This window comes from Nocardia implantans, assembly GCF_035544775.1.
Lineage (GTDB): Bacteria > Actinomycetota > Actinomycetes > Mycobacteriales > Mycobacteriaceae > Nocardia > Nocardia implantans.
Genome location: NZ_JAYKYQ010000003.1, coordinates 162,287 through 175,015, shown reverse-complemented (window position 1 = coordinate 175,015; position 12,729 = coordinate 162,287). Strand labels below are relative to the sequence as shown.

Below are 12,729 nucleotides of genomic sequence, written 5' to 3'. Positions count from 1 at the left end.
TTTCCTCAGGTGCCGCGCCCGGTCCGGACGCCGGTCACCGATGAGCTGTCCGATCCGTCATCTCGATGACGGACCGCGGAGCGGAAAGGTGACCGATGCCCACCGAAGACGGCTTGGCAGGGGATTTCGAAGCCCAGCGCGGCCACCTGCACGCGGTCGCCTACCGCATGCTCGGTTCACCGAGCGAGGCCGACGACGCGGTGCAGGAGACCTGGCTGCGGCTGGTCCGTCACGACGTCGATGACGTGCGCAACCTCCCGGGCTGGCTCACCACCGTCGTGTCCCGGATCTGCCTGGACATGCTGCGCGCCAGGGCGGCGCGGCGCGAGGAACCGCTGGACCACCCGTCGCTCGACAGGGGCGCCGAGGAGAACGAACCGGAGGGTGAAGCGGTCCTGATCGAGTCCGTAGGCCGGGCGCTGCTGGTGGTGCTGGACCGGCTCGGACCCGACGAGCGGGTCGCGTTCGTCCTGCACGACCTGTTCGCGGTGCCGTTCGACGAGATCGCGCCGATCGTCGGCCGCACCACGCCGACCACCAAGAAGCTGGCCAGTCGCGCCCGGCAGCGCGTGCGGGGCGTGGACGTCACGGCCGACCCGGAACGCACCGCACAGCGACATGTCGTCGAGGCGTTTCTGCGCGCGGCGCGCGGCGGGGACCTCGACGGGCTGCTGACAGTCCTCGCGCCCGACGTGGTCCGCACGGCCGACGCCGCCGCGCTCCCGGCCGGAGTGGCCACGACCGTGCGCGGTGCGGCCTCGGTGGCCGCGGAGACCGTGTTGCTGCGGCGGCGCTCGCAGGTCGCGGCGCTCGCGCTGGTGGACGGTCACGCAGGTATCGTCGTCGCTCCGCACGGCAGGCTGCTGCTGGCGCTCACCGTCACGGTGCGCGGCGACCGGGTGGCCGGATACCGGGTGATCGCCGATCCGTCCCGGCTACGCGAGCTCCCGATCAGCCTGCTGCACCGGTGATTTCGACCCCGATCGTTTCACGGCACCGGCTGCTCGGCGCGCTCCGCCGCTCTGCGCCGCCGGAATTCGCGCGGCGTCTCGCCGAAACGGGCCTTGAACGCCGCGGAGAACCACGCCGGGGTGAATCCGGCGCGGATCGCCAGCTCGCGGATGGGATCGGACTGCGCGGGATCCTCCAGCAGATCGCGCGCGGCGCGCAGGGCCTCCTCCCGCCGCACGTCGCGGTAGGTGGTGCCGGCCTGATGCAACACCGAGCGCAACTGTCGCGGTGACCAGCCCAGCGCGTGCGCCACCGCGGGCAGGCGCACGTCGCTGCGGCCGACGTTCGCTCGCACGTACTGCCGGATCTGCGCGACGACCTGAGCGTGATGACTACGCTGCGGATGGGTTTCGCCGAGCGAGATCAGGCTCAGCAATTCGGCGATCCGGTCACAGACGGCGTTGAACTCGTGATCGGACAGGTTCGCCTGCTCGGTGTGGGTGCTGCGGATCATCGCCTGGGTGATGCGGCCGAGTCCGGAGTTCAAGTCGATCGTCATGCCGCGCTCGGCGAGCGGTCCCGCCCGATGGTCGAGTTCGGCTCTCGGCAGCTGGATCGCGTAGGCGGACAACAGCGGGATGTGGATCTGGCACAGGTCGTCGAGGGCGGTCACCGCGGCCTGGTGCGGACTCGCCTTCGTCTCCTCGCCGCGATAGCGCACCGAGTACACGCCCTGTTCGGGGATGACCACCCAGTAGAAGTCGTCGCACGGACCGTGCCGGATGTTCGTGCGGGTGCGGTAGGAGGTACTGGTCCCGCGCTGCTCCCAGCGCAGCAATCGGTAGGCGGCCGACTCCTGAACCGTCAGGCCCGAATACCACCGTTCCGGATCGCCGTACCGGTAATCCATCGGAACGAAGCTGTTGGCGATCGCGGTCCACGATGGGGCATCGTTGGCGGTCACGCCGTAGCACTTCATGGTGACAACCTATCGCCGCCGAATCCACCCGATACCGTACTGCCCATCACCACGATACGGCTCGTCGACGGTCCTCGCGTCACTGGGAAGTTCTCGCCGCGACACGTGGCCCACAAGCCGGAACATCTTGCCCCCGTGTACATTACGCGGTCGCTCAGCGCGCGGGCACCCGGGCGAATCCGAGCGGCGGCGTGGGAGCGGGCCCGGTGCGCAGCACGGGGCGGAATTCGGGCAGCACCGGCAGGACGTCGGCGTTTCTGGCGGCATAACATCGCACGACGGGCAGCGCACGGGCCACCTCGGCGCGCTCCACCGGCTCGTGATCGATGAAACCGACGGCGTCCAAGCCGAGACCGAGCGTGCGCGCGATCCGCAGGATCGCGGAGGATTTGGGTCCCCATCCGATCTCGACGGCCGAGAACATCTCGTAGACGCCGTAGCGGTACAGCTTGTCCAGCGTCCACTCGCGTTCGCCGCGGCTGGCCACGGCATGCCAGATGCCCCGTTCACTGAGCACGCGCAGGGTGCGCAGCGCGGCGGGCCGCAACGCACCGACGGTCGCGTCGCACACGACACCGTCCCACAAGGTGTTGTCCAGTTCCCAGACAAGACATCTCAGAGCCGGTGTCATCGCCCTGCCCCTATCGTTGCGTCATCACTGCCTTTCCGCCGTGGCGTGCGCGGCGGATGGGCACTGCACACCATCCAGGACACGACACGTGCCGGACAAGACCCTGGTTGCATGGCCATGACCGGCGCGGGTGATCCTACCGGCATGTCGGCCGCGACTCGCGGCAACGACCGAACCCGCCGCCCCCGGCATACGGCGCCGAGCCCGGGGTCCCCGTGCTCGAAGCCGGCCGTCCGCCATGGGAAATCGGTCGCCTGTCCAGCTGCTGTGACCGATAACAACTCCCCGTCGAACCGTCTCACCTGCTCTCACAGAACCCGTCGATCGGGTCCGCAGAGCAGATCGACCGATTAGTGTGAATGCGCTGCACAGCAATCGTGGGCGGAAGGGAGTCGCCAATGTCCGTCGACAGTTCGGCCCGGCCGAGTCTGACCCTGTCGGGAAAGCCGATGTCGTCGCCGCTGAAGGACGTGCGCGGGCTATCGCGTCAGATGGTCGGCCACTTCGTCGAGAATGTCATCCCGTGCGGAACGCTACCGGGTGACGCGATCGCGGGCGACGTCACCACCATCACCCGGGTCTGCCTGGAGCTGGCGGTGAGCATGCTCGACGGCAAGGACCTCCCGGAGAAACTCCAGCGCCTCGGCGACGCCGCCGCGGGATGGGCGCGCGAGGGGGTGCCCATCGACACCATCCACCACTCGATCCACGAAGGCTTCAAGATGGGCCTGGAACTGGTGGTGTCCGACGCGACCATGAAGGACTACGACGACCTCGTCGACGGCGCCAAGATGGTCGTGGAGATGCTCGACATGATCAACTCGGCCGTCTCCATGGCCTACGTCCGCGAACTGCGCGCGGTGGTCAGCGAGCACCACACCGCCGTGCACACGCTGACCTCCGCGCTGCTCGGCGGGCACAGCACCTCGACCATGGCGCGCGAATGCGGCATCGCCATCGCGCCGTCGTATGCCGTTCTGGCCGTGGCGATCCCGCCGCACCGCGAAGAACGCAACCCGATGGTGGACGGCAAGGTCGTCGCCCGCAGGAAACTGCGCAGGGTGCAGGCCGAGCTGGCCACGCGCTGCGGCGAGGCCGCGCTGTCGCTGCTGAGCGTGGACGGCGGCACGGTGCTCATCCCGTCCGGGCATCTGGACAACGAGCAGCTCGACGCCCTGGTCACCCAGCTGTCGCACGCCGCGCAGGTGGGCGTCACCGCGACCATGGTGGAGGCCACTCCCGAGAAGATTCCCACCGCCGCCGATCAGGCGCACGAACTGCTGGACATGGTGCAGCGATTGGAGGCGGTGGCCGGGCTCTACCGGTTCGACGAGCTGGCACTGGAATACCAGCTGACCAGACCGGGGCCCGGCCGCGAGTACCTCGGCTCGCTGCTGGATCCGCTGGACGCGCACCCGGAACTGCTGGAGACGCTGCAACGGCACATCGCCAACAATCTCAACCGGCAGCGCACGGCACGCGTGCTGCACGTGCACACCAACACCGTCGACTACCGGCTCAAGCGGATCGGTCAGCTCACCGGATTCGACCCGTCCCAGCCGTCGGGCCTGTGGTACCTGCGCTCGGCACTGGTCGCCCGCACGTATCGCACCACCTGATCCCCGGCCGCAGCGCTCCCCTCGAGCGGCAAGACGCTGATCGTTGTGGCGTCACGCCTCGGCGATTACCGTGAGCCACCAGTTCCGAAGGCCGGTGTCGGCACAGCCCCGATCGTCGCGACCGGAGGTACCGAGGAGGTTGCGATGACATGGGCAGGCGCGTCGGCCGGGGAGATCGCGGCGGGGGTGCGCAGCCGGACGGTGTCCCCGCTCGAGGTGGCCGACGAGCACTTGGCGCGCATCGCGGCGCTGGACGCGCGGATCAACGCCTTCCGGATCGTGCGCCACGAGCAGGTCCGCCGCGAAGCCCGCGCGCTGGCCACCCGGGGCGATCTCGCCGACCTCCCGCTGGCCGGAGTTCCGGTGGCGGTGAAGGACAATCTCGACCTCGCCGGGTGCGTGACCGGCCACGGGTCACGCGCGGCGCGGCAGACCGCGGCCGAGTCCGACACCGAGCTGGTCCGCAGGTTGCGCGCCGCGGGCGCGCTGCTGATCGGCAAGACCAATGTGCCCGAGCTGTGCCAGTGGCCGGTCACCGAGAGCGCCGCGCACGGCATCACCCGCAACCCGTGGCGCCTCACGCACACGCCGGGCGGTTCCACCGGTGGCGGCGCCGCGGCGGTCGCCGCCGGGATGGCCGCGCTGGCAATCGGTTCCGATGGCGGCGGCTCGATCCGCATCCCGTCGTCGTGCTGCGGGCTCGTCGGCCTCAAGCCCGGGGACGGCGTGATCGCGCGCCCGCCCGAACTCGGCTCCAACTGGCTCGGCATATCGACGTTCGGACCACTGGCCACCACGGTGTCCGACGCGGCCTTGCTCCTCGGTGTGCTCACCGGCGACCGGTATCCGGCACCCGCCGCACCCGAGCGGCCCCTGCGGATCGGCATGACCACCGAGCCACCGGTGCTCGGCGCGTCCGTCGACCCGCAGGTGCGCGCGACCGTGCTGGCGACGGCCGAAGCGCTGCGCGCTGCGGGGCACACCGTCACCGAGGTGGCGCCGCCGTGGCGGCCGCAGGACGCGCTCGGCTTCCTCGCCCGCTACTTCGCCGGCGTCGCCGAGGACACCACCGACCTCAGCGCCGACCTGCTGGAACCACTGACCCGCAAGGTAGCCCGGGCAGGACGGGTTATCGGCCGGGTGCGCCGCGTGCCCGACGCTCCCCCGGCACGGCAGTCCGAACGATTCGCCGCGTGGTTCACCGAACACGACCTGCTGCTCACCCCCACCCTGGCTACCCCGCCGGTGCCGGTCGGGGCCTTCGCCGGAAAAGGCTTTCTGCGCACCCTGCTCGACGTGCCGCGCTTCATCCCGTTCACGCCGCCGTTCAACACGGTTCGCTACCCGGCGATATCCGTTCCCGCCGGGCTGTCGGACATCGGACTGCCCATCGGTGTGCAGTTCGCCGCGGCGCCCGGCGGCGAAACGACGTTGCTTGCGGTCGCCGCGCAACTGGAGCGGATTCGTCCGTGGCCGCGCCACGCCCCGCTGGGTGACGCGACGACACCGTAGCTGGTCGCCACCCAACGGCTGCGGTCGGCGTTGCCGCGTGGACGACGGACTCGACATCCACGCCAACCGGATCGAACGAGTCGGCATCGCGCGGCCCGCAGGGGATCTCCCCGTCCATATGCCGTTAATGTCGCGTTTACGATGTCCCGGTGCTTGTGAACGACGTGCAGGGGAGCTTGACCCCACCGGGCGAGCGAGTGGGTATCGAAGAGCTCCGCGAGCGTCGGTTCCGGCCGGTGGTCGTGTGGTGCGGTGTCGCGGTCATCGCGCTCGCACTCGTCGGCGGTGAAGTCATGGCCGCGCACATCGGTGCGCTGGGACCGCTGACCAGCCTGGCGCGTGACTATGCCGGAACGCCGAAGTCGGCGACCACACCGTGGGCGGGGTTCCTGCTGGCCCTGGCCGGGATCACGGCGCGCGCTCGCGTCGGCGCCGTCGCCGCGGCCGTCGCCGTGGACCTGCTGTTCGTCGTGATCAGGGCGGTCGAAGGACGTCCGTTCACCGTCGGCAACGGTCCGACCATCGTGCTCACCGCACTGGCGGTGGTCGCGTTCGTGCGGTGGGACGGGCAGCGCCGCCACACGGCGTTGCGCACCATCGCCTTCGGCGCGCTGCTGGTAGCGGCGACGAAGATCAGCGAGATCTGGCTGGACATCACCGCGTGGGCCTGCCCGCTGGTCCTCGATCCATACCTGCAGGCCGCCGACCGCGCCCTCGCCAGCCCGTCGTGGCTGGTCGGCCACGCGCTCGAGGTGGCAGGACCGGTGGCGACGGGCGTGGTGCGCTGGGTGTATTTCGAGCTTCCGCTGGCGGCCGTGCTGGTCGCGGCCTGGCAGTTGCGCGACGTGACGACCGGCGGCTGGCCACGGCACTACCTGGTGCGCACCTTCCTGACCCTCGGCGTGGTCGGACCCATCTGGTACGTGGCCTTCCCTGTGGTGGGTCCGGTGCTCGCCTACGGACCGCAGGGGCTCGGCTTCCAGATCGCCGACGTCTGGCCGGATGTCGTACCCGCGGTGCCGTCCTCGATCGATGCGCTGCGCTTCGACGGCATCACCCCGCGCAACTGCATGCCGTCGCTGCACACCGCCTGGGCGCTGTCGCTGTTCATCCACTCCAGGCGCGGCCCGCTGTGGTTGCGCTGGGGCGGGGCGTTCTGGCTGGTGTGCACACTCGTCGCGACGCTCGGGCTCGGCGCGCATTATGGCGTCGATCTGGTCGTCGGCGCGGCATTGTGCCTGACGGTGGAATCCGCGCTGCGCGATCCGGATCGGGGCTGGGACCGCGGGCGCGCGCGACTCGTGGCCATGGGTGTCGCCGTCTGCGCCGGGGTGCTGCTGTGCATCCGCTTCCTCGCCGTGCCGATGGCGACGCACCCGATCCCGTTCGGGATCGTGATCCTCGGCGCGCTCGGTGCGTTGTCGATCCTGTTCTACGCCACGTGGTTCGGTGCGTCCTCGGCGGCGGAATCGAGCGAGTCGGCCCGGGGGTGAATCAACCGCCGCGCCGATCATCGGCCCGCCCTGGTCAGCGATCGGCCTCGGGATGATCGCCACCGTGGTGCGCGGCCAGCGTCGAGGCCAGCGCCGCGCGATCGAGTTTGCCCCGCGGCGTGCGCGGCAGCCGGTCCACGACCAGCACCCGCACCGGCATACTCGGACTCGGCAAGGTCGCGCGCAGCCGCCGCCAGATCTCGTCGGCGGCCGGTGCGCCGGCGCCGACCACGATCGCCGCCGCTGGCGCCTCCCCCATGCGCGGGTCGGGCACGCCGACGCAGGCGGCTTCGGCGACACCCGGTATCGCCGTGAGCGCCGCTTCGACGGCGGCCGGTTCGACGTTGAGACCCGCCCGGATCAGCATCTCGCTGTCCCGGCCGAAAAGTCGCAGGCGGTCGCCGATGACCTCGCCCCGGTCGCCGACCGTCATCCAGCCGTCGATGGGACCGCCCGCCACGCCGTCCGCGGTGAGGTAGCCGTCGAACAGCATGTCGCTGCGCACGTACACCAGGCCGTCGCGGATGCTGGCCTCGACACCGCGGAACAGTTCGCCCGCCGATTTCTCGTCGGCGCTGCCGAGCCCGCGATCGAAGGACACGAAGCTCAGTTCGGAGGCACCGTAGAAGTGCACGAGCGAGGCGTTCGGCAGGACTTCACGCAACGCCTGCCGCCCCGCGCGTGGCCACCGGGCCGCCGAGGACAGCACTTCCCGCACGCCGCCGACCGGGCCGATTCCCGCCCGTACCACGTCCCACGCGATCGTCGGCACCGAATACAACTGCGTCGCACCGGCGGTCAGCGCGTCGGTAACAGGTCGCAGATCGACCGTCGCGCCGCGGGTCAAGGCGTGCAGCGCGCCGTAGAGGAAATGCGTGTGGTCCAGCACGCCGGGCACCGAAACCCGGTCACCCGCACCGATGTCGAACGTGTGGTCGGAACGATCCAGCGTGGCGGCCCACGACAGCTGATCGCGCACGAACAGCTTCGGCTCGCCGGTGGTGCCGGAGGTGATCCCCACCAACAGTTCCGCGCCCGGGTGCGCCCCGGCCACCGCGCCCTCGGATTCCAGTGCGGCGGCGGTCCGCACCACGCCGTCGAAACCCAGCCGCCGCAACCGGCGGTGCTGGTGCGGGGCGGCCACGACGGCGCCCGGCCCGGCCAGCGCGAGCACCCGGCTCAGCTGATCGGGCAGCAGGTGCCGATGCAGCAGGACCACACTCACCCCGGCGTGCATCGCCGCGGTCACCGCCACCAGAGATTCGACATCGGACGTGGGAAGCACCGCCACCCGATGCATGCCCTCCAGTCCCGCGGCGGTGCGCAGGACCTTCGACCAGAACCGCTCGTAATCGACCCGCTCGCGTTTCGAGATGACCGCGACAGCCGTGGGATTCGCCGCGGCCCGCCGCGCGATCCGCGCGGCGAGCAGCTCAGTCATCGTCCACTCCTCGCGCGGCGAGGGCGTCGCCCATCGCGTCGGCCGTGCGCAGCGCGCGCACCAGCACCGGCGTGACCAGCGCCGTCATCGACCATTGCAGCCCGCGGGCGCGCCTGGCCTCGGCGACGTCGCGCACGATCCCCGCCAGCAACGGGACACACCGGATGGCCAGCGCCAGCAGCAGGCCGATCCGCTCGGGATCGACACCCACCCGGCGCAGCGGACCGAGCCACCGGGTGACCGCGTCGAGCATGTCGGTCACCCGGGTGGTGAGGGTGAACAGCGCCGCCAGCGCCACCGACGCCACCAGCACGCCGCACACCACCGCGGCACGCGCGGGCGAGGTGATCAGCACCTGGAACACGGCGATGAACACCAGCATCCACACCAGCGGACGCAGCTGGGCCACCGCGACCCGCCACGGGATCCCGGCCACCGCGAACAGTCCAGCCACCACCACCCCGACGGCCAGCACCTGTGCCGGCGTGCGCACGAACACCGCGGTCGCCACGATCGACACCAGCAGCAGCGCCAGTTTCACCCCGGCGGGTATCCGGTGCAGCGGGGAATCGCCCGCGAGGTAGAGGCCGATCATTCGACCGACGCCCGGTATGCCGTGACGGCGTCGCCGGGCGTTCCGTCGAACACCACCGCCCCGTCGTCGATCACGATGACCCGTTCGAAGCTCTCCAGCAGCGACAGCTGATGCGTCACGACGATCACCTGCTGATCCACCGCGTCCAGCGCCTCGGCGACGACCCTCGCGTTCCGCAGATCCAGCAGGGTGGTCGGCTCGTCGGCGACGATCACCTCCGGCCGCCGGATCAGGACCGCGCCGATGGCGAGCAACTGTTTCTGGCCGCCGGACAACAGATGTGCCGGGTGCTCGGCGTGGCCCGCCAGCCCGAAACGCTCCAGGACCTCCTGGACCCGCGCCGCGATCTCCTGCTTGCGCAGCCCCGACCGCCGCAGCGAGAACGCGAGATCCTCGGCCACCGTCGGCATCACGATCTGGGTGTCGGGGTCGGTGAAGACGAACCCCACCTTCCTGCGCACCTGCGCGCCCTTGCGGGCGGCGTCGACGCCGTCCACCGTGACCGTGCCGGAACTCGGCGCCAGCAAGCCGTTGATCATGCGCGCCAGCGTCGATTTGCCGGAGCCGTTGGATCCGATGACGCCCACGCGGCGCTCGGTGATCCGCAGATCTATCTCGCGCAACACCTTCCGCTCACCGAAGCGGTGACTCACCGAGTCGAAGACGATCTCGCTCACGACACTCGCTCCACCAGCACGGCGATCCCCTGCCCGCCGCCGATGGCGCAGGCCGCCAGTCCGAGCGCCGGGCCGTCCGCGCACAGCATCCGACTCGCCAGGCGCACCAGCAGGATGGCCCCGGACGCACCCCACGGATGTCCCATCGCGATGGCGCCGCCCTGCGGGCAGATCGTGGACTCGTCGAGGCCGAGCTCGTCGGCCACCGCGAGAACCACCGACGCGAACGCTTCGGTGATCTCGACGACACCGAGGTCCGCCACGCCGAAGCCGGTGCGCCGCAACAGTTTCCGGATCGCGGGTACCGGACCGAGACCCGGTAGCGCCGGGTCGGATCCGGCCACCGCGCAGCCGAGGATCCGCAAGGCGGGCAGCCCGGCCGCCATCGCCTCGGTGGTCACCGCCATGGCCGCAGCCCCGTCGGAGATGCCGCAGGAATTGCCCGCGGTGGCGGTGCCGTCGGCACCGAAGCTGGGGCGCAGGCGCGCGAGCCGGGCGGTGGTCATGCCCGCTCGAATGCGTTCGTCGCGGTGCACGCCGCCGACCGGCACGATCTCCGCGGAGAAATCGGCCGCCGCGGCGAGTGCGTGGGAGCGGGCCGCGTAGGCGTCCTGCCGTTCCCGGCTGATGCCGCGCGCTCGGGCGAGATCGTCGGCGGCCACGCCCATGTCGGGATCGGGGAATCCCGGTGGCGCGAAGGGGGCGCGGGTGTAGCGCACCGGCTCGGCGTCCGCCACGGGCGGCCAGAAACGCCACGGGGCGGTGCTGGCCGATTCGACCCCGCCGGCCAGGATGAGTTCCTCCGCGCCGCTGCGCACCCGCAAGGCCGCCTGCATCACCGCGTCGAGGCCGGAACCGCACTGCCGGTCGACGGTGACGCCGGGAACCTGCGCACCCAACCCCGCGCGCAGGGCGGCGACCCGGGCGGGATTACCGCCGGGGCCGAGGCAGTTGCCGAGCACCACGTCGTCGACTTCGGCGTCGATGCCGGCCGCGCGCACGGACGCCAGCACGTCGCGCAGCACGGGAGCGGCCAGGTCGGTGATGGTCAGGTCGGACAATCCGTGGCCTGCGTTGCCGATCGGCGTGCGGCGCGGCGCTACCAGAACGGGGACCGGGCTCATGCCAGCAAGTCTTTCAGCTCGCCCCTGGCCACCTTCCCCGCGGCGGTGCGCGGCAGTGCGGGCAGCGGCACCCACCGGCGGGGCATCGCCTCTTTCGCCAGAACGCGACGCGCTCGCGACCGCACCTCGTCGAGCCCGGCTCGGCCGTCCAATTGCACCGCGGCCGTGACGGTTTCACCGAACACCGCATGCGGCGAGCCGATCACCGCCACCGCGGCGATGCCGTCGAGCGATTCCAGGACCCGCTCCACCTCCTCGGCGACCACCACGGTGCCGCCGACGTTGATCGCGCAGTCACCCCTGCCCAGCACGGTCAGCTCACGGTCGTCACCCAGCTCGGCGAGGTCGCCGACGCCGAACCAGTCCGGCGCGCCGAGGACCCGGTAGGGCGTGCGGACGTAGAGCAGTCCGTCGCGCACCTCGGCCTCGACCCCGTCGAGCAGCCGCATCGGCTCGGGAACACGCCGCGCCGCCACCAGCGAGACCTCCGAGGAGCCGTAGTACTCGACGACCTGCAGGTGACCGGCCGTCGCCAGCGCACCGTCGTCGAGCGCGATGCCCGCGACGATCGCGGTGCGCAGGCGCGGGCAGCCGGCCACCACGTCACGCAGTACCGCGGGAACCGCGTGCACCACCGTGGCCCGCGCCCGGTCATCGGTGACGCACGCGCCGCGCCACAGCGCGTGCAGCGCACCGAACAGATGCATGGTGGCGTGCAGCGGTCCGGTGAGCAAGACGCGGTCGTCCGGTCGGACGCCGGTGATCCGGGTGAACGCGGGGAAACTGTCGTACCAGGAGGCGGCCGTCCGCGCCAGCGGCCGCGGGTGTCCGGTCGAGCCCGACGTCGCCACCAGCAGGAACGCCGCCGGCGGAAGATCGGCACGGTGCGGTCGCGCGGCGGGATTCTCGACGAAGACCGGGATGCCGCGGCGGGCAGCTGCGCAGACACAGATCAGCGCGTCCGCAACGGGGAGGTCCGACGCGTCGTAGACCGCCGCGTCCGGGTCGCGGGCGATCCAGCGCTCGATCGCACGGTCGAGTTCCCGGTAGGTGAAGCGGCGGCCGCCGAAGTCGACGGCAGGCGCGTCGCCCGCTCCGCCGAGTTCGGGACTACGCACGGATCACACCGGGATACGCGCGATGCACCCCTTTGGCCACCACGGTCGCGACGACGACTTTGAGCAGGTCGCCGGGGATGAACGCGAAATTGGCGGTGACAGCGGCCCGCACGCCGAGATCGGTGCGCAGCAGCAGGCCCGCGGTGCCGAAGAGATAGATGACCAGCAGGCCGCCGACGGCGTTGATCAGCAGACCGAGCACGACCGGGTATTTCGGCAGGATGCGGGCGGTGCCCAGTCCGATGACCAACGCGGCGGGAATCCAGCCGATCAGGTACCCGGCACTGGGACCGGCCAGCGCGGTCAAACCGGTACGCCCGCCGGACAGCAGCGGCAGGCCGAGCATCGTGAGCGCCAGGAACACCAGCACCGCGGCCGTCCCCTTACGCGCTCCGAGCACCGCACCGGCCAGGATCACGCCGAGGGTCTGCACCGTGATCGGCACGCCGCTGAACCCGACCGTGATGGCGCCGGGCAGGCCGAGCGCCGCGATCAGCGCCGCGAAGACGGCGATCTGCGCCATGTCCCGCGCGGAAACACCGACTCTCGGCTCCCGAGAGTTCTCGACACCCTCCACGACAACCCTCCG

At 71.1% G+C, this 12,729-nt stretch carries 12 protein-coding genes; 4 read left to right on the top strand and 8 right to left on the bottom strand.

Annotated features, from left to right (window positions below):
- The first annotated feature begins 95 nt into the window (after positions 1-95).
- Positions 96-971, top strand: a complete 876-nt coding sequence (locus tag U3653_RS08655) for a sigma-70 family RNA polymerase sigma factor (protein ID WP_195079100.1) — start codon at positions 96-98, stop codon at positions 969-971.
- A gap of 17 nt (positions 972-988) precedes the next feature.
- Here U3653_RS08655 and U3653_RS08650 read toward each other — a convergent pair whose 3' ends face one another.
- Together U3653_RS08650 and U3653_RS08645 are read right to left on the bottom strand one after the other, a co-directional pair.
- Positions 989-1,930, bottom strand: a complete 942-nt coding sequence (locus U3653_RS08650) for an AraC family transcriptional regulator (protein WP_195079099.1) — start codon at positions 1,928-1,930, stop codon at positions 989-991.
- A 154-nt stretch (positions 1,931-2,084) separates the two neighbouring features.
- Positions 2,085-2,561, bottom strand: a complete 477-nt coding sequence (locus tag U3653_RS08645; RefSeq protein ID WP_067799307.1) for an HAD-IIIC family phosphatase — start codon at positions 2,559-2,561, stop codon at positions 2,085-2,087.
- Between the two features lie 398 nt (positions 2,562-2,959).
- Here U3653_RS08645 and U3653_RS08640 point away from each other — a divergent pair, with 398 nt between their 5' ends.
- The 3 genes from U3653_RS08640 (at position 2,960) to U3653_RS08630 (ending at position 7,185) form a co-directional block, all read left to right on the top strand.
- Positions 2,960-4,180 carry a PucR family transcriptional regulator gene (locus U3653_RS08640; RefSeq protein ID WP_067799311.1) on the top strand — a complete coding sequence of 407 codons (1,221 nt, stop codon included), beginning with the start codon at positions 2,960-2,962 and terminating at the stop codon, positions 4,178-4,180.
- 144 nt (positions 4,181-4,324) lie between these two features.
- Positions 4,325-5,692, top strand: a complete 1,368-nt coding sequence (locus tag U3653_RS08635; RefSeq protein WP_195079098.1) for an amidase — start codon at positions 4,325-4,327, stop codon at positions 5,690-5,692.
- A gap of 149 nt (positions 5,693-5,841) precedes the next feature.
- Positions 5,842-7,185, top strand: a complete 1,344-nt coding sequence (locus U3653_RS08630) for a phosphatase PAP2 family protein (protein WP_323124085.1) — start codon at positions 5,842-5,844, stop codon at positions 7,183-7,185.
- 34 nt (positions 7,186-7,219) lie between these two features.
- Here the strand turns inward: U3653_RS08630 and U3653_RS08625 are convergent, their stop codons facing one another.
- Genes U3653_RS08625 through U3653_RS08600 form a run of 6 tightly spaced genes read right to left on the bottom strand, consistent with a single transcriptional unit; the run spans position 7,220 to position 12,717 of the window.
- Positions 7,220-8,626 carry an AMP-binding protein gene (locus U3653_RS08625; protein WP_195079097.1) on the bottom strand — a complete coding sequence of 469 codons (1,407 nt, stop codon included), beginning with the start codon at positions 8,624-8,626 and terminating at the stop codon, positions 7,220-7,222.
- Positions 8,619-9,221: an energy-coupling factor transporter transmembrane component T family protein gene (locus U3653_RS08620; RefSeq protein ID WP_195079096.1), complete on the bottom strand. Its 603-nt coding sequence runs from the start codon at positions 9,219-9,221 to the stop codon at positions 8,619-8,621. The genes U3653_RS08625 and U3653_RS08620 overlap by 8 nt, the downstream gene beginning before the upstream one ends.
- Positions 9,218-9,898: an energy-coupling factor ABC transporter ATP-binding protein gene (locus tag U3653_RS08615; RefSeq protein WP_195079095.1), complete on the bottom strand. Its 681-nt coding sequence runs from the start codon at positions 9,896-9,898 to the stop codon at positions 9,218-9,220. The genes U3653_RS08620 and U3653_RS08615 overlap by 4 nt, the downstream gene beginning before the upstream one ends.
- Positions 9,895-11,022, bottom strand: a complete 1,128-nt coding sequence (locus U3653_RS08610) for a thiolase family protein (protein ID WP_195079094.1) — start codon at positions 11,020-11,022, stop codon at positions 9,895-9,897. The genes U3653_RS08615 and U3653_RS08610 overlap by 4 nt, the downstream gene beginning before the upstream one ends.
- Positions 11,019-12,140 carry a class I adenylate-forming enzyme family protein gene (locus U3653_RS08605; protein ID WP_195079093.1) on the bottom strand — a complete coding sequence of 374 codons (1,122 nt, stop codon included), beginning with the start codon at positions 12,138-12,140 and terminating at the stop codon, positions 11,019-11,021. The genes U3653_RS08610 and U3653_RS08605 overlap by 4 nt, the downstream gene beginning before the upstream one ends.
- Positions 12,133-12,717, bottom strand: coding sequence for a biotin transporter BioY (locus U3653_RS08600; protein ID WP_195079092.1), 585 nt, complete (start codon positions 12,715-12,717; stop codon positions 12,133-12,135). The genes U3653_RS08605 and U3653_RS08600 overlap by 8 nt, the downstream gene beginning before the upstream one ends.
- Positions 12,718-12,729 lie beyond the last annotated feature (12 nt).

Coding starts and splice junctions, on each gene's coding strand:
- U3653_RS08650 (WP_195079099.1), bottom strand. CDS start 1,930: ATGAAGTGCTACGGCGTGACCGCCAACGATGCCCCATCGTGGACCGCG.
- U3653_RS08635 (WP_195079098.1), top strand. CDS start 4,325: ATGACATGGGCAGGCGCGTCGGCCGGGGAGATCGCGGCGGGGGTGCGC.
- U3653_RS08620 (WP_195079096.1), bottom strand. CDS start 9,221: ATGATCGGCCTCTACCTCGCGGGCGATTCCCCGCTGCACCGGATACCC.
- U3653_RS08640 (WP_067799311.1), top strand. CDS start 2,960: ATGTCCGTCGACAGTTCGGCCCGGCCGAGTCTGACCCTGTCGGGAAAG.
- U3653_RS08655 (WP_195079100.1), top strand. CDS start 96: ATGCCCACCGAAGACGGCTTGGCAGGGGATTTCGAAGCCCAGCGCGGC.
- U3653_RS08625 (WP_195079097.1), bottom strand. CDS start 8,626: ATGACTGAGCTGCTCGCCGCGCGGATCGCGCGGCGGGCCGCGGCGAAT.
- U3653_RS08610 (WP_195079094.1), bottom strand. CDS start 11,022: ATGAGCCCGGTCCCCGTTCTGGTAGCGCCGCGCCGCACGCCGATCGGC.
- U3653_RS08645 (WP_067799307.1), bottom strand. CDS start 2,561: ATGACACCGGCTCTGAGATGTCTTGTCTGGGAACTGGACAACACCTTG.